The organism is Pseudomonas sp. GCM10022186 (assembly GCF_042656385.1).
Taxonomy (GTDB): domain Bacteria; phylum Pseudomonadota; class Gammaproteobacteria; order Pseudomonadales; family Pseudomonadaceae; genus Metapseudomonas.
Window position 1 is genome coordinate 254,396 of record NZ_JBHSOU010000063.1, and the last position, 16,512, is coordinate 270,907.

Sequence of the window (16,512 nt, forward strand, 5' to 3'; positions counted from 1 at the left end):
ACGCTCTCCGGGCCCTCGGGCCTGAGGTGAAATTCATCCGAACGCCTCGACCAGACGGGGCGCGATGCGCTCCAGGGCGAGGATTTCCACTGCCGCGCCGATGGCGGCGGCAGCCTTGGGCATGCCATAGACGGCACAGCTGGCCTGATCCTGGGCGATGGTCAGGAAACCCCGGCCGCGCATGCGCTTGAGGCCCTCGGCACCGTCCCGGCCCATGCCGGTCAAGAGCACGCCGATGGCCTCGCCCTTCCAGTGCTCCACCAGGCTGTCGAAGAACACGTCGATGGACGGCCGGTAGACATGGCTGGCGGGCTCGGCGGTGTAGGCCAGTTCACCGTTCCTCAGCAGCCGCAGGTGATTGTTGGTGCCGGCCAGGAGGATGGTGCCGGGCTGCGGCGGCTCGCCGTCGTGGGCCAGGCGCACCGGCAGGCAGGACTCGCTGGCCAGCCAGTCGGCCATGCCGGCGGCGAAGACCTCGTCCACGTGCTGCACCAGCACCACCGCGGCGGGAAAGCTCGGCGGCAGCTGCTTGAGCAACTGCGCCAGGGATGCCGGCCCACCCGCCGAAGCGCCTATGGCCACCAGGCGCTGGCCGCCGCCGCTCGGCCTGGGCGGCTCGGCGGCACCACGCCCGCGGTTGTCGGGCTGGCCCACCAGCCAGCCGATGTTCTGGATCTTGCGCAGCAGCAGGGCGGCTTCCTGGGCCTGGCCGCTGCCCAGGCCTGGCGTGTTCACCGCGTCCAGGGCGCCATGGCCCATGGCCTCGAACACCCGGTGCACATTCTGTTCGATATCGACCGTGACGATGAGGATGGCGCAGGGGCTGCGGGCCATGATCTGGCGGGTCGCCTCGACCCCATCCATCACCGGCATCAGCAGGTCCATCAGCACCACGTCCGGCACATCCCGGCCGCAATACTCCACCGCTTCGGCGCCATTGCCGGCCACCCAGGCGACCCGGTGGGCCGGCTCCAGGGCCAGGGCCCGGCGCAGCGCCTCCACCGCCAGGGGCATATCGTTGACTATCCCTATCCTCACCCTTGCGCCTCCCCGATCAGCATGACCACCGCATCCAGCAACGCCTCGTCGTGGAAGCTGGCCTTGGCCAGATAATAGTCGGCGCCGGCATCCAGGCCGCGACGACGGTCCTCTTCACGATCCTTGTAGGAGACCACCATCACCGGCAGCGACTGCAGGCGATTGTCGCGACGCACCAGGGTCACCAGTTCGATACCGTCCATGCGCGGCATGTCGATATCGGTGATCAGCAGGTCGAAATGTTCCGAGCGCAGCGCGTTCCAGCCGTCCATGCCGTCCACCGCCACCGCCACCTCGTAGCCGCGACTCAACAGCAGCTTGCGCTCCAGCTCGCGCACGGTGAGGGAGTCATCCACCACCAAGACGCGCTTGCGCTGGGCGCCGGCACTCTGGCGGCCGCTGCGGTCGACCCTTTCCACGCGACCGCTGCCGAGCAGCTTGCCGACCGACTTGAACAGGTCCTCGACGTCGAGGATCAGCACCGGCCGGCCGTCGTCCAGCAGCGCGCCGGCGGACAGGTCCTGGACCTTGCCCAGGCGCGGGTCCAGCGGCATCACCACCAGGGTTCGTTCGCCGAGGAAGCGCTCGACGGCGATGCCGTAGCAGGCATCCCGCTCGCTGATCAGCACCACCGGGATGCCCGCCTCGTCGCGCCGGCCCTCGGCACACTGGAGGATCTGGCTGGCCGACACCAGGCCGACGTGGCGCCCTTCATGCCAGAAGTGCTGGCGGCCTTCGAGCTGGACGATGTCCTCGTGCTGCAGGCGGGTCATGCGTTCGATGTGCGCCAGGGGGAAGGCATAGGCCTCGCCGCCCACTTCCACCACCAGGCTGCGCACCACCGACAGGGTCAGCGGCACTTCGATATGGAAACGGGCGCCCTGGCCGCTGCGCTGCTCCATGCGCACGCCGCCGCGCAGCTGGCGCACCATGTGCTGCACGGCGTCCAGCCCGACGCCGCGGCCGGAAACCTCGGTGACCCGGTCACGCATGCTGAATCCGGGCAGGAAGAGAAAGGCCAGCAGCTCTTCTTCGGTCATCCGTACTGCGGTGTCGGGGCTGGCGAACTGGCGCGCCACCACCGTGTCGCGCAGGCACTCAAGATCCACCCCGGCGCCGTCGTCAGCGAGCTCCAGCAGCAGCATGCCGGCGTGGTGGCGCACATGCAGGTGGATCACGCCCTCCTCCGGCTTGCCCAGGCGCGCACGCACGGAGGGACTCTCGATGCCATGATCCACGGCATTGCGCAGCAGATGGGTCAGCGGCGCTTCCAGGCGCTCCAGCACGTCGCGGTCGACCTGGGTGGCCTCGCCATTCACTTCCAGGCGCACCAGCTTGCCCAGGGAGCGGCCGAGGTCGCGGACCATCCGCGCCTGGCCGGCCAGCACATCGGCGAAGGGGCGCATGCGCGAGGCCAGTGCGGCGTCGTAGAGCAACTGTGCACGCTGGCCGCCCTGCCAGCCGAACTCGTCGAAGTCGGCCATGTAGCCGGCGAGCATCCGCTGGCATTCGCCGAGCAGTTGCCGGGCCTCGCCCAGCATGGCCTGGGCCTGGGGATCAAGGGAGCCGTCCAGCACCGACTCGCGGGCCACGTCCAGGGCGCGACTGGCACTGGCCTGGAGGCGCTTGAGCCGATGCAGGGCATCGTTCAGGGGCTTGATGCGCTGGAACTCCACCAGCGACTTGCTGGAGATGTCCAGCAGGTGATCGAGGCGCTCGGCGCTGACCCGCAACACCCGGTCGCGGGCCTCGGCGCCACTGTCGCCGGCCGGAGGCACATCCGCCTCGAGGGGCGCCGGCTCGGTTCCCGGGGGTTCTGCCAGCGGGAGCGCCGGCTGCAAGGGGGCCGCCGGCGACTCCGGAATCACCGGTTCCTGCTTCGCTGCCGGCTCCGCGGGAGCCCCCTGCAGGCGGGCGATCAGGGCCTGGATGAATTCGCGCCCGGCGTTGTCCGCCCAGTCGGCGTCCCGGCCAATGCGCAGCAACAGATCGGAACCCTGCAGCAAGGCGTCGACATGTTCCGCCTGCAGGCGTACATGCCCCTGGCGCGCGGCCTCCAGCAGGTCCTCCATCACATGGGCGACCCGCACCCCGGCGTCCAGGTCGACGATACGCGCCGCCCCCTTCAGGGAATGGGCCGCGCGCATGCAGGCTTCCAGTTGGTCGGCCTGGGTCGGGTTGCGTTCCAGGGCCATCAGGCCGGCGTTGAGCACCTGGGTCTGGGCCTCCGCCTCGAGGCGGAACAGTTCCAGCAAGGATGCGTCGCGCATCTGGTCGGGGGTCATGCCAGGCTCCTTGCCATGGCCTGCAGCAGCAGGCCCTCGTCCAGCAGGGTGATGCTGCGTCCGCGCCACTGCACGACACCGGCGGCGAACTGGCGCGCGGCCAGGTCCGAGCTGCGGCCGGGGTCCACCACCGCGTCCAGCGGAATGCCGTGGATGCCATCGACCTCGTCCACCGGCGCAACCAGCGGCCCGCCCTGGCTGGCGAGGATCAGCAGCCTGGGCACCACCCGGCGATCGCCGGTCGCCCCGCCGCCCTTCTCCAGTCCCAGCAATTCGCCCAGGGACAGGCAGGCCACCAGGGCGCCACGTACATTGATCACCCCCAGCATCGCCATCGAGCGCTGGTGCGGCAGCGAATGGATGGGACTGATGGCGGCCACCTCCACCAGGCTGCGGGTGGCCAGCCCCAGCCACTCATCGCCCAGGCGGAACACCAGGGTGGATCGGCGTTCGCGGCCGTCGTCCGTGGGGGATTCGACGAGTTCCGCGTCATCCCTGGCCAGGGCGTAGCGGTCCAGCAACAGGGTGGCCGCCGCCCCATGCACGTCGCAATTGCGGCAATGGATGTGGCCAGCCAGGCGCTCGCAGGACTTGTCGCCGTGGACGCCGATGCGGTTCCAGCAGTCGTCCACGGCCGGCAACTGGTCGCTGGCGATCAGCGGCAGGCGGTTATCGGCCATGGTCGTTCACTCCACGGCTGGCCCGCTGCTGCAGGCGCTGGGCGCCGGCCCGGTCGCCACGGGCGGCGAGCAGCGCCGCCAGGTGCGCCAGCGCCTCGCTGTGCTGCGGCTGCAGGTAGAGGGCCTTGCGGTAATAGTCCTGGGCCTCGACGGCCTTGCCGGCGACATCGGCGAGCAGGCCGAGCCAATAGAATGCCTCCGCCGAGGGGCCGTGGGCGGCGAGGAACGCCTCGCAAGAGGCCCGTGCCTCGCCACTGCGGCCGCTATTGGCCAGGCTGGCGATTTCGGCCAGGGCGGCGTCCCGGCTCGTGGTCGCGGGCCGCGACTTCGGCAGCTCCGGCTTCGGCAGCGGCGGGCGGGACCGCGCCGGGGATCGTACAGGCAGTGCCGCGGGCACCACCGGCACCGATGCCTGGACGCGCGCCTTGGCCGGTTTGGCGGCCGCTTGCAGGGGCGCGTGACGGAACACGAACGCCTGTGGATAACCCAGCGGCTGCATGCCCTGCTGGCTCAGCAGGCTGGCCTCCGCCGGGCCGATGAACATGGCGCCATCGCGCTGCATCAGGCGCTTGAGCACCTCCAGGACGGCGGCCTGGGTCGGCCGGTCGAAATAGATCAGCAGGTTGCGGCAGAACACGAAATCGTAGGGGGCCTCCCCCGCCAGCAGGCCGGGGTCGAGCAGGTTGCCGCGCAGGAAGCGCACCCGGGATGCCACCTGCTGGGCCAGGACGTAGCCCTCGCCGGTAGGGATGAAATAGCGGTCGCGGAAACCCAGGTCCTCGCCACGGAAGGAGTTGCGCCCGTACAGCCCCTGGCGCGCCCGCTCCAGCACCCGCTCGCTGATGTCCACCGCGTCCACCTGGAACAGCCCCGGCGCGAGGCCGGCGTCCAGCAACGCCATGACGATGGAGAACGGCTCCTCCCCCGTGGAGCAGGGCAGGCTGAGGATGCGCAGCGGGCGTCCAGCGGCCAGCGCCGGCAGCCGCTCGAAGGCCAGGCGCCCCAGGGCGGCGAATGATTCGGGATAGCGGAAGAACCAGGTCTCCGGGACCACCACCGTCTCCACCAGCGCCTGCAGCTCGGACAGCGAGGCATGGAGGACGCTCCAGTAGGCATCTTCGTCGCGGCACCCGGTGGCGCCCATGCGCTGGCGCACCGCGCGCTCGATGACCACCCGGCCGACGGATTCGGCTTCCAGGCCGATGCGGCTTTTCAGCAGAGACTCGAAGCGCTCGATCATGCCGCGCCCTCCGTGGCCGGGAACAAGAGTGCGCGGACCTCGTCCGGCAGCAGGTCGGCTACGCGGATGCGTTGCACCAGGCCATCGGCCCCCTGGTACACCGGCCCCAGGTAACGCGCCCCGCCCTGCTCCAGGCCGTAGTCACGGAACTCGTCCGGATGGCAGCGCAGGGTGTCGGTGGCCTGTTCGAGGATCAGCCCCAACCAGCGGGATTCGCCCGCCAGGGGATAGTCCACCAGCACCAGCCGGGTGCTGGTGCGCATCTGCGCCGGTCGGCCGAAGGCGAGCACGCCAAGGTCCAGCACCGGCACCAGCGCGCCGCGATGGGAGAGCACACCGGCAACCCAGGCCGGCGCCTCGGGCACCTGCTTGAGCTGGCGCAGGGGCAGCACCTCCGCCACTTCGGCGACATCCAGCGCATAGCGGTCGCCGCCCATGCGGAACTGCAGGTACAGCCTGCCCCTGGCGACACGGGCCGGGGCTCGGGTTCGACTCGCGCACATGGCGGCGGCTCAGACCTTGAAGCGGCTGACGCCGGTGCGCAGGCCGTTGGCCACCAGGTTCAGTTCGTCGATGGCGGAGCTGGCCTGGCGCAGGGACTCCACCGTCTGCCCGGTGGCCTCGCCCAGTTGCACCAGGGCCTGGTTGATCTGTTCGGCGCCGGTGGCCTGGGCCTGCATGCCCTCGTTGACCATCTGCACCCGCGGCGCCAGGGCCTGCACCTGCTGGATGATCTGCGACAGCTGCTCGCCCACCTGTCCCACCTCGGCGATGCCGCGGCGCACTTCCTCGGAAAACTTGTCCATGCCCATGACCCCGGCGGATACCGCCGACTGGATCTCCCGGACCATCTGCTCGATGTCGTAGGTGGCCACGGCGGTCTGGTCGGCCAGGCGGCGCACTTCGGTGGCCACCACGGCGAAACCGCGGCCGTACTCGCCGGCCTTTTCCGCCTCGATGGCGGCGTTGAGGGAAAGCAGGTTGGTCTGGTCGGCCACCTTGACGATGGTGGTGACCACCTGATTGATGTTGCCGGCCTTCTCGTTGAGGATCGCCAGCTTGGCGTTGACCAGCTCGGCGGCGCCCATCACCTGGTGCATGGTGTCTTCCATGCGCGCCAGGCCCAGCTGGCCGGAACCGGCAAGGATCGAGGTCTGCTCGGCGGTGCCGGACACCTCGGTCATGGTGCGCACCAGGTCCCGCGAGGTGGCGGCGATCTCCCGCGAAGTGGCGCCGATCTCCGTGGTGGTGGCGGCTGTCTCGGTGGCCGTGGCCTGCTGCTGCTTGGAGGTGGCGGCGATCTCGGTGACCGAGGTGGTCACCTGCACCGCCGAGCGCTGGGCCTGGGCCACCAGGCTCTTGAGCTCCTCGGCCATGCTGTTGAAACCGGTTTCGATGGCGTTGAATTCGTCCTGCCGGTTGAGCTGCAGCCGCGCGGAGAAATCACCGCTGCCAAGGACCTTCAGGGTACTGACCACGTTCTGCACCGGACGGGTGATCGCCCGCATGAGCAGCAATCCGGAGATCAACGCGACGGCGATGGCCGCCAGCATCGACAGCAGCATGCTGAGCTCCGCGTCGCGCACGGCCGCAACGATGCTGGTCGACGAGCGCTCGGCGATCGCCTTGTTCATCTCGATCAGCTCGCCCAGCTTGGCGCGCCCGTCCCCCCAACGCTCCGAAAGCGCTCCCTGGAACAGTTCCGCCGCCGGCTCCATCTGTTTCTTCTGCAGGAGCGCAAGCATCTGCCCATGCAGCTCCCCGTACTCTTCGCGGGCCTTCTTGAACTCGTTGGTGAGGGCCCGGTCCTCCTGCTCGACTATGGTCGCCTCGTAGGCGGTGAGCGAAGCGTCGAGATCCCGGACGCTGGCCTCGAAACTCGCCAGGTCCTGCTGGGTCAGGCCCTCGTCTCCGTGGTCCGCATGGTCCTCGTGGAGGCCGAAGAGTGCCTGGGTCTTGAGCATGTGATCGGTCCAGGCGCCACGTACCTTGGTGATGTGGTACATGCCCGGCATCGCGTCCTCCAGCACCCGGTTGGCCCCATTCTCGATGGTGACCAGGCGTGTGTAGGAGCTGACGGCCATCAACAGCATGATGACGATGATCACCGCGAAACTTGCCTGGATACGCAAGCGAACTGTCCAGTTCTTCACATTCTTCCCCAGTTACCTGTGCCCGGATTCATGGCGGCCCGAAGCCGTGGCGGCGACTCTAGTGACTAGTCCAGGCGCCCGCAAGCTCGGCAAACGGTACTTTTATGCCGCCAGAAAACCGACAGCGTCCGATGTCCGGAAAGTCTGGCAGAAAGTGGAAGATTTGCAGGGAGAAACGCTACTCAGTATCGATTGAAAGCCACATAGCCCGGGAGCGGCACACCGGAGCTGGGGAATGAACTCAACCGCGCAGCCCATTGCCAATGTACCTGCTGTCGTAGGGTGGAAATCGCTTTTCATTTCCACCGTCCCTGCCATGCCGTACGCCGATGGTGGACCGATGAAGCGTGGTCCACCCTACGACGCTCCGTAGGATGTGGCGGGCGGCGTTCCGCTAGAGCGGAGCGAAACCGCATCCTACAAGCCCGAGGCTCACCACCCCGGCCCCGCTTCAGGCTACTGCGACACCAGCTCCTGCCGTACCTGCCGCTCCAGTTCGACCTTGAGGCCAGGGTCCAGCCGCAATTGCCGCGCCAGTTCCTCGAGGTAGGCACGTTCCATGAAGTGCTCTTCATCCACCATCAGCACGCTGGCAAGGTACATCTCGGCGGCCATCTCCGGGGTAGTCGCGGCGCGGGCGACGTCGGCCGGGTCCAGCGGCTTGTTCAGTTCGGCGTCGAGCCAGCGGCGCAGGTCCGCATCCTGGGTCAGCTTGGCCAACTCCTCCTCTATAAGCTGCCGCTCGCGGGCATCCACGTGGCCATCGGCCTTGGCCGCAGCCACCAGGGCCTTGAGGATGGCCTGACTGTGCTGCTCGGCCTGGGGCGCGGGCAGGCGATCGAGGGTCTGGGGTTCGCCCTGGGGCGCCGCCGCCTGCTGGGCCTGCCAGTTGCCGTAGGCCTTGTAGGCCAGCACGCCGAGAGCGGCCAGGCCGCCGTAGGTCAGCGCCTTGCCGCCCAGCTTGCGCGCGCTCTTGTTGCCCAGCAGCAGCCCCAGGGCCCCGGCCGCCAAGGCGCCACCACCGGCGCCGGTGAGCAGGCTGCCGAGGTTGCCATTGCCGGACTTGCCGCTTGATTTGCCGGTTTTCTGCTGCAGCAGGTCCTGGCCGGATTTGAGCAGTTGGTCGAGCAGTCCACGGGTGTTCATGACAGCCTCCAGGCGATGGGTCGATTCAAGTGATCGACCGACTCTAGCCGGAGGGATTCCTCGTGGCAGGGGGCAGAGTGCTTCCGGATATTGCATTGCCGCGCGGAACATCGACTGGCCACCGCGACGTAGGATGGGTGGAGCGGAGCGATACCCATGCGGACAGGGCTGATGGGTATCGCAAGCGTCGTAGGGTGGACCACGCTTCACCGGTCCACCTTCCGATGCTCGGCCGGACGCCGTTGGTGGATGTAAAAAGCGACATCCACCAGGCTGCACGAAGCACCGTTGTAGGGTGGACCACGCTTTTCTGTCCACCAGTCGTCGTTCGGCATGACACCGATGGTGGATAAAAGAGCGTTATCCACCCTACCGGGAAGCCCACTACCGGTGGATATCCACGTGGCGGGTCTCGCGCAGGAACAGCAGTGCGCAGACCAGGCTGCCGCCGGTGATGAGCACCGGGTACCAGAGGCCGTAGAAGATATCACCGGTGTACACCACCAGGGCGAAGGACACCGTGGGCAGGAAGCCGCCGAACCAGCCGTTGCCGATGTGGTACGGCAGGGACAGCGCGGTGTAACGGATGCGCGTGGGGAACAGCTCCACCATCAGCGCCGCCAGCGGGCCGTAGCAGAGGGTGGAGATCAGCACCAGGGCGAAGAGGATGGCGATCACCATCGGCTTGTCGATCTGCCCGCTATCGGCCTGCTGTGGATAACCCGCCGCCGTCACCGCCGCCGCCATGGCCGTGGCGTCGAAGCCGCGGATCTCGGTTTCGCCGATCTTCACCAGCACCTCGCTGCCGGCCGGTGCCGCGACGCTGGCGTACGGCAGGCCGCTCTTGACCAGGAAGGTCTTGGCCTTGTCGCAAGGGCTATCGAATTTCGCCTTGCCCACCGGATCGAACTGGAAGGTGCAGGTGGCCGGGTCGGCGATCACGCTGATCGGCGCCTGCCGGCTGGCCTGGTCGATGGCCGGGTTGGCGTATTGGGTCAGCGCCTTGAACAGCGGGAAGTAGCCCAGGGTCGCCAGCAGCAGGCCGGCCAGCAGCACCGGCTTGCGGCCGATGCGGTCGGATAGCCAGCCGGCGACGATGAAGAACGGCGCGCCCAGCACAAGGGCGACGATCAGCAGGCCGTTGGCCGTGCCGCCGTCCACCTTGAGCACCTGGGTGAGGAAGAACAGCACGTAGAACTGCGCGGTGTAGAAGGTCACCGCCTGCCCTGCGTTGATGCTGAACAGAGCGGTCAGCACCACCTTGAGGTTGCTCCAGTTGGTGAAGGATTCCCGCACCGGCGCCTTGCTGCACTTGCCCTCGGCTTTCATCTTCAGGAAGGCCGGCGACTCGTGCATGGACAGGCGAATCCAGGTGGAAATCCCCAGCAGCACGATCGACAGCAGGAACGGCAGGCGCCAGCCCCAGGTCTCGAACTCGTCGCCGGTCAGCTGCCGGCAGGCCAGGATCACCAGCAGCGAGAGCAGCAGGCCGATAGTCGCGGTGGACTGGATCCAGCTGGTGTAGCCGCCGCGCTTGTTGGCCGGGGCGTGCTCGGCGACATAGATCGCCGCGCCGCCGTACTCGCCGCCCAGGGCCAGGCCCTGGAGCATGCGCAGGGTGACCAGGATGATGGGCGCGGCGACCCCGATGGAGGCGTAGGTGGGCAGCAGGCCCACGGCGAAGGTGGACAGGCCCATCAGCAGGATGGTGATCAGGAAGGTGTACTTGCGCCCGATCATGTCGCCCAGGCGGCCGAACACCAGGGCACCGAAGGGCCGCACCAGGAAACCGGCGGCAAAGGCCATGAGGGCGAAGATGAAGGCCGTGGTGTCGTTGACGCCGGCGAAGAACTGCTTGCTGATCACCGCCGCCAGGGCGCCATAGAGGAAGAAGTCGTACCACTCGAAGACAGTGCCCAGGGACGAGGCGAAGATCACCTTGCGCTCTTCCCTGGCCGTGGCGGCTGGTACGGCATAGCTGGTCGTTGCGTACTCGCTCATTGCGGCTCTCCTGCCCCTCGTGAGGGCTCTTGTTGTTGTGGATGCCTCTGCTGATCAGCCTCGACCACCACGACGCAAGGCGCCGCGCGATGCTGGATGTCCCGGGCCGGCGAAAGTCCCTCGCTCAAGCCCCGATTCGTTCCTCCCCCTGTTCCGCCATGGCCAGGGCCTGGGGGCGCTCCTGGTGCTGCCGCTCGGCGAGGATCAGCCGCGCCGCCTTCTCGGCGATCACCAGCACCGGCGAGCAGGTGTTGCCGGAGGTCAGGCTGGGCATGATCGAGGCGTCGGCGATGCGCAGGCCGGGAATCCCGCGCACGCGCAACTGTGCGTCCACCACCGCCCCGGCGCCCTGACCCATGCGGCAGGTGCCGGCGGGGTGGAAGATGGTGGTACCGATCTCGGCGGCGGCGCGGTGCAGGTCTTCCTCGCTGCTGTAGTCCGGGCCGGGCTTGTATTCCTCCGGCCGATAGGGCGCCAGCGCCGGCTGGGCGACGATGCGCCGAGTCAGGCGGATGGCGTCGGCGGCCACCGCCAGGTCGCGCGGGTCGCTCAGGTAATTCGGCTGGATCGACGGCGCCTCGCGCAGGTCGGTGGAGCGGATGCGCACCGTGCCACGGCTGTGCGGACGCAGGTCGCAGACCGACGCGGTGAAGGCCGGGAAGTCGTGCAAGGGCTCGCCGAAGCGCTCCAGCGACAGCGGCTGCACGTGGTATTCGAGGTTGGCCGAAGGCTGCTGCGGGTCGGAACGGACGAACGCGCCCAGTTGGCTCGGCGCCATCGACAGCGGCCCGCTGCGGTCGAGCAGGTAGCGCACTCCCATGCCCAGCTTGCCCCACAGGCTGCCGGCGATCTGGTTGAGGGTCGGCACGCCGCTGACCCGGTATACCAGGCGCAATTGCAGATGATCCTGCAGGTTGCCGCCCACCCCGGGCAGCTCGTGGGCGACGCCTATCCCGAGGCGCTCCAGCAATCCGCGCGGGCCGATGCCGGAGCGTTGCAGCAGACAGGGCGAGCCGATGGCGCCGGCGCTGAGGATGATTTCCCGGCGCGCCTCGAAGCGCCGCTCGTTACCCTGGCAACGCACCAGCAGCGCTTTGGCCCGGCCCTGTTCGAGGATGATCCGCTGCGCCTCGGCGCCGGTCAGCACGGTCAGGTTGGCCCGCTGCATGACGCTGCGCAGGAAGCCCTTCGAGGCGTTCCAACGCACACCGCCGCGCTGGTTGACCTGGAAGTAGCCACAGCCCTCGTTGTCGCCACCGTTGAAGTCCTCGACGCTGGCGATGCCGGTCTGCGCCGCCGCCTGTTGGAAGGCGTCCAGCAACGCCCAGGACAGGCGCTGGCGCTCCACCCGCCATTCGCCGCCGGCGCCGTGCAGCTCGCTGGCACCGGCGAAGTGGTCTTCCATGCCGCGAAACAGCGGCAGCAGTTCCTGCCAGCTCCAGCCCGCATTGCCCTCGGCCGCCCACTGGTCGTAGTCGCGGGCCTGGCCACGCATGTAGATCATGCCGTTGATCGAGGAGCAGCCGCCGAGCACCTTGCCGCGCGGGTACTTCAGGGCGCGGCCGTTGAGGCCGGGCACGGCATCGGTGTCCAAGCACCAGTCGGTGCGGGGGTTGCCGATGCAGTAGAGGTAGCCGACGGGGATGTGGATCCAGGGGTAGTTGTCGCGGCCGCCGGCTTCCAGCAGCAGGACGCGGTTGGCCGGGTCGGCGGAAAGCCGGTTGGCCAGCAGGCAGCCGGCGGGACCGGCGCCGACGATGAGGTAGTCGTAGGTATCCATTACCTCGGACATGGCGAGCCTCGTCTTGTCGTTGTTTTCGAAGGCCGTCGGACTGGCGGCAATTGACCGCCAGATCACGGACGGCTTGAGGCTAGCCGCTCATTCACGATAAAAAAACGAACGTTTCGGGGCAGCTGCTGTTAGTTTTCTAACAACGCCCTTCCCTTTCCCCACCAAGGACCGGTGCCATGTTCGACTGGAATGACCTGCGCTTTTTCCTCGAACTTCATCGCAGCGGCCGCCTGCTGACCGCCGCCAAGCGCCTGAACACCACCCACGCCACCGTGGCGCGGCATATCGAGAACATCGAACGCGACCTCGGCACACAGCTATTCGTCCAGCACACCGGCGGCTATCAGCTGACGCCGGCCGGCCAGGCCCTGCTCAAGCACGCCGAAGCCATGGAAAACACCGCCCTGCTGGCCCAGGAAGACATGAGCCAGGGCATCTCGCCGCTCGGGCAGATCCGCATCGGCGTCACCGAGGGCCTGGGCAGCGTGTTCCTCGCCCCGCGCCTGGCCGAACTGATGCGCCGCTATCCGGGCCTGGAGGTGGAACTGGTGTCGGTGCCGCGCTTCGTCAGCATCACCAACCGCGAGGCGGACATCGCCATCTCCCTCGACCGCCCCGGCGCCGACCTGGTGATCACCCGCTCGCTGACCCGCTACCGCCTCAGCCTGTTCGCCAGCCCGGCCTACCTGGACCAGGCGCCGCCGCTGCGCAACCGCGACGACCTGGCCCGCCACCAGTGGATCGGCTACGTCGACGACCTGCTGTTCAGCCAGGAGCTGATGTTCCACCACAGCTTCTGCCGCCATCCCCAGGTGGTGTTCCGCAGCACCAGCGTAGTGGCCCAGCAACAGGCGGCCCAGGCCGGCATCGGGTTGGCGATCCTGCCGCGCTTCATGGGCCTGCGCGATCCGCTCCTGGTGCCGGTACTGCCGGACGAAAGCATCGAGCGCGAGTACTGGATGAGCGCCCGCCGCGAACTGCACCGCTCGGTGCGCCTGCGGGTGGTGTGGGATTTCCTGCTGGAGCTCTGTGCGCGGGAGCGGGGGCTGTTGCTGGGGGGACGCCCGGACGCGCCCTAGGGAAACTCCGGAAAAGTCCCGACCGATCTGCTGAAATGACGCCCCCGCAGAACCTGAGCCCTGTCGCATGACCCAGATGAGCTTTTCCGATGCCGAGTACGCCGGCAAGCGCAAACAGACCCGGCGCGAGCGCTTTCTGGCGGAGATGGAGCAAGTGGTGCCCTGGGCCGGGCTGCTGGCGCTGATCGAGCCGTACTACCCCAAGGCGGGCAATGGCCGTCCCCCGTATCTACAGAAAAGGGGACAGATTTATTTTCTGTACTCTAATTTCTTAGATTTTCACTCGGCGATCTGCCGATCCTAATCAGTACCACCTTGAAGAAATCACTACTTAATTCCTGACCGTGCTGCATTTAGCCAAATCGATTTCCATCGACGAGCCCGATCACTAGAAAATTAGAGTAGGGAAAATAAATCTATCCCCTTTTTGCTGTGTGATGTGGATAGTTTGGTAGTACGACCGGCCCCACCCTAGGCATGGTCTCTCCCGCCATGGATAACTAAAGCCTGCCCTCTCCCCAAGGAATTAGAGTAGATAAAATAAATCTGTCCCCTTTTCGTGCCCTGATTATTGAATCACTTGAGTTGATAAAGAGCGGTCACGGGTTTGCAGGAAATCTCATGCCCATACTTGGCAGACAGGTCCGCGATGGTCGCCGAGAATCGGCGCGCACAGAGAATCGCCCGAAATTAGAGTACAGAAAATAAATCTGTCACCTTTTCTCCCCGTCACCTTTTCTCCCCCTCCCTCCATGACGACCTATAACCTGCTCTCTCTTCCCGAGGAATTAGAGTAGGAAAAATAAATCTGTCCCCTTTTCCAGTCTTTTCGCATGCGGGTCTAGTCTTCTAGATAAATCAACAGGCACTTACAACCCTTTTTCCCAACAAGACTTATTGGTTTTGATGTTTTACCCCCATCAAAAGATATCTCTATGAGCAAATCCTTGTCCTCAAATGAACCCAACTCCTCAATCAGCTCCCTTATAGTTTTTCCTTTACCAACCCACGCCTCTCCTAAATTTTTACTTTTCACAATTAATCTCCAATACGTTTTAGATTTACATCATACGTCCCGAGCCTGGTACGCTTACTATTCAATCCTTTAATGGAGTCGGCCATTTTCCAAGCCCCTCCATTATGTCCATCCAGGTCCCTGGTTATATATAGCCCCCCTTTTTTGTACACTGCCTGCCCACCATGAACCGTTTCAGATACCTTACTAAATCCTAGTGCTTCTGCTGCAATCTTTGCTTCCTTGTTCGTCCTGTATACAGCACCTTTTGCAGCTAAGAGTAGATCTGCGCCATACTTCTGCTCAAGCGCCTGCTGAACCTCTTTCGAAATTCCTTTTATTTTCTGAGCAGCCGAGACCTTCCCTACCGGGGTCGGTGCAAGATCTAAAGCGATCGATGCTAGTATTTCCCACGGCTCCGGTTCCAGCAAAGTATCCCGCAATGAGGCTGGAGTGAACTCAGAGTTGAGAAATTTTACCACCTCAGGATTAAGGTCTGAGGCACTAGAGGCATCTCCATCAACAATCTTGCGAAGATCTTTTAGAACCGTTTCCGCATCTAATCCCGGATACTTACCCTGCGCATGAAGTATCTCTAGCCCATACTCCAAACGCTCTCTAGCTTCCCGATGCACTTGCTGGTTGTACGCCGTCGCGTACTTGGCAATTTCGGAGCCTTTCTCAAGGTCGCCATCGACTGCCGCTGCGGCCAGAAGCCCAACGAGCTGGGACGACATCAGCTCGAGGTTTTCGTCGCCCCCGACCATGTTCGAGAGCGCATTGCCCAGTGCCTCATTGGCGCCGGCCGCCAATGCCCCGGTCTTGAAGTCGCTCCCTGTGGCCTCCGCAACGAGCCCTCCCATCAGGGCATGCGCCATGACCTTCTGCGGGCTACCGTCCGGGTACTTGCCCAGCGCCCAGTCACCAATCAGGTTGAAGCCGATGGCCATCCCGACATTGCCTGCCTGGGCGGCCAATGAGTTCTTCAAGTTATCGCTGAAGCTTCCTCCACCAATTGCCGTCTCTAAACCAGCCTGGAGAAAAAAGGGGACAGATTTATTTTCCCTACTCTAATTTCGGCCGTCCCTGCTTGCGCCGTTCAATCCGTACACCCGCAATACGCTCAACTTCATCCACAAAGCGGCTGCTCCCCGTCAGTTGACCGCGTTGAATGGCCTCTCGAATCAGGCTCAGTTCCTCGGTGGGCACCGCCTGCCTGACGAACTCGGCATACCGGCGGCGCCGTTCGTCATCACTAGTACCGAGCGCTTGGAAACACGGGTCGTCGTCCAACCAGTTCTGCTCGGCTGCAACCCCAATACGCAGGGCGTAGCTGGACCAGGGATAATCCCCTGCCTCAGCCACCATGCACGCCCGCACGGGGTTCAGTTCGATATAGCGACTACAGGCCAACAAGTAGGCATCGGACTGCACGATGCTCGACTTGAAGCGGCTTTCCCACAGGGTTCCGGAACGGCCTTCCAGGCGATTGCGGTAGCGCGTTGCGCGAGCCGCCAAGGTCTTCATCAACTGGCTAAGCCCGCCCAGTGAATCATCCGGGGCCAATAGCAGATGCACATGGTTGGTCATCAGGCAGTACGCATAGACCTTGACGCCGAAGGCATCCTTCAACTCGCGCAGGTCAGCCAGGTAACGCTCGAAATCAGCCGCCTCGGCAAACACGACCTGCCGGTTATGGCCACGCTGGACGATGTGATGCGGATAGTTTGGCAACAAGACTCGCCCGACCCTGGACATGACTCCTCCCTCCATGACGACCTATAACCTGCTCTCTCTTCCCGAGGAATTAGAGTAGGAAAAATAAATCTGTCCCCTTTTCAGTCACACACCGAGTTACCGCCTCTAAAAACGGGTAAATGCCGAAAAAACCTTCAGCCACTCCCCGCAACATACTTTCCACCTAGAACACATAGCAGTCTTTTATATCTTTCACCTCATACCGCCAAGATTTCACCACACCATCGGCAGAAACAAGCATCGAATACCGGCAACTTCTGATCCAAGTAATGAAATAACGCCTCTCCCCTCCTTCTTCAACAACCTTATCAAACCCTCTTTCCTT

General features: G+C 65.2%; 13 protein-coding genes and 2 pseudogenes. 2 read left to right on the forward strand and 13 right to left on the reverse strand.

Annotated features, from left to right (window positions below; translation table 11 throughout):
• Positions 1-33 precede the first annotated feature (33 nt).
• From ACFPU0_RS22260 to ACFPU0_RS22300, 9 genes are all read right to left on the reverse strand, one after another.
• Positions 34-1,038, reverse strand: coding sequence for a chemotaxis response regulator protein-glutamate methylesterase (locus ACFPU0_RS22260; RefSeq protein WP_377695463.1), 1,005 nt, complete (start codon positions 1,036-1,038; stop codon positions 34-36).
• Positions 1,035-3,323: a hybrid sensor histidine kinase/response regulator gene (locus tag ACFPU0_RS22265; RefSeq protein WP_377695464.1), complete on the reverse strand. Its 2,289-nt coding sequence runs from the start codon at positions 3,321-3,323 to the stop codon at positions 1,035-1,037. Before ACFPU0_RS22265 ends, ACFPU0_RS22260 begins: the two co-directional genes overlap by 4 nt.
• On the reverse strand, positions 3,320-4,003 hold the full coding sequence (locus tag ACFPU0_RS22270) for a chemotaxis protein CheW (RefSeq protein WP_377695465.1): 684 nt from the start codon (positions 4,001-4,003) through the stop codon (positions 3,320-3,322). Before ACFPU0_RS22270 ends, ACFPU0_RS22265 begins: the two co-directional genes overlap by 4 nt.
• Positions 3,993-5,243: a CheR family methyltransferase gene (locus tag ACFPU0_RS22275; protein ID WP_377695466.1), complete on the reverse strand. Its 1,251-nt coding sequence runs from the start codon at positions 5,241-5,243 to the stop codon at positions 3,993-3,995. Before ACFPU0_RS22275 ends, ACFPU0_RS22270 begins: the two co-directional genes overlap by 11 nt.
• Positions 5,240-5,746: a chemotaxis protein CheW gene (locus tag ACFPU0_RS22280; protein WP_377695467.1), complete on the reverse strand. Its 507-nt coding sequence runs from the start codon at positions 5,744-5,746 to the stop codon at positions 5,240-5,242. Before ACFPU0_RS22280 ends, ACFPU0_RS22275 begins: the two co-directional genes overlap by 4 nt.
• 9 nt (positions 5,747-5,755) lie before the next feature.
• Positions 5,756-7,396 carry a methyl-accepting chemotaxis protein gene (locus ACFPU0_RS22285; protein ID WP_377695468.1) on the reverse strand — a complete coding sequence of 547 codons (1,641 nt, stop codon included), beginning with the start codon at positions 7,394-7,396 and terminating at the stop codon, positions 5,756-5,758.
• Positions 7,397-7,852: 456 nt separating this feature from the next.
• Positions 7,853-8,542, reverse strand: coding sequence for a tellurite resistance TerB family protein (locus ACFPU0_RS22290; RefSeq protein WP_377695469.1), 690 nt, complete (start codon positions 8,540-8,542; stop codon positions 7,853-7,855).
• Between the two features lie 384 nt (positions 8,543-8,926).
• Positions 8,927-10,543, reverse strand: coding sequence for an MFS transporter (locus tag ACFPU0_RS22295; RefSeq protein WP_377695470.1), 1,617 nt, complete (start codon positions 10,541-10,543; stop codon positions 8,927-8,929).
• 124 nt (positions 10,544-10,667) lie between these two features.
• The gene (locus tag ACFPU0_RS22300; RefSeq protein ID WP_377695471.1) at positions 10,668-12,335 is read right to left on the reverse strand and encodes a GMC family oxidoreductase; all 1,668 of its coding nucleotides are present in this window, start codon (positions 12,333-12,335) and stop codon (positions 10,668-10,670) included.
• 176 nt (positions 12,336-12,511) lie between these two features.
• On the opposite strand from ACFPU0_RS22300, the gene ACFPU0_RS22305 reads away from it, so the two are divergent.
• Both ACFPU0_RS22305 and ACFPU0_RS22310 read left to right on the forward strand, forming a co-directional pair.
• Positions 12,512-13,414 (forward strand): LysR family transcriptional regulator, encoded by a 903-nt coding sequence (locus ACFPU0_RS22305; RefSeq protein ID WP_377695472.1) that lies wholly within the window; start codon positions 12,512-12,514, stop codon positions 13,412-13,414.
• A gap of 67 nt (positions 13,415-13,481) precedes the next feature.
• Positions 13,482-13,643 (forward strand): annotated as a pseudogene (locus ACFPU0_RS22310) (IS5/IS1182 family transposase); the annotation flags it as partial.
• A 612-nt stretch (positions 13,644-14,255) separates the two neighbouring features.
• Here the strand turns inward: ACFPU0_RS22310 and ACFPU0_RS22315 are convergent.
• The 4 genes and pseudogenes from ACFPU0_RS22315 to ACFPU0_RS22330 form a co-directional block, all read right to left on the reverse strand.
• On the reverse strand, positions 14,256-14,450 hold the full coding sequence (locus tag ACFPU0_RS22315) for a hypothetical protein (RefSeq protein ID WP_377695473.1): 195 nt from the start codon (positions 14,448-14,450) through the stop codon (positions 14,256-14,258).
• A gap of 2 nt (positions 14,451-14,452) precedes the next feature.
• Positions 14,453-15,196: a toxin C-terminal domain-containing protein gene (locus ACFPU0_RS22320; protein ID WP_377695489.1), complete on the reverse strand. Its 744-nt coding sequence runs from the start codon at positions 15,194-15,196 to the stop codon at positions 14,453-14,455.
• Positions 15,197-15,244: 48 nt separating this feature from the next.
• A pseudogene (locus tag ACFPU0_RS22325) lies at positions 15,245-15,457 on the reverse strand (DUF637 domain-containing protein); the annotation flags it as partial.
• 37 nt (positions 15,458-15,494) lie between these two features.
• Complete coding sequence (locus ACFPU0_RS22330; RefSeq protein WP_377695474.1) at positions 15,495-16,187, reverse strand: transposase; 693 nt, start codon at positions 16,185-16,187, stop codon at positions 15,495-15,497.
• Positions 16,188-16,512: the final 325 nt, after the last annotated feature.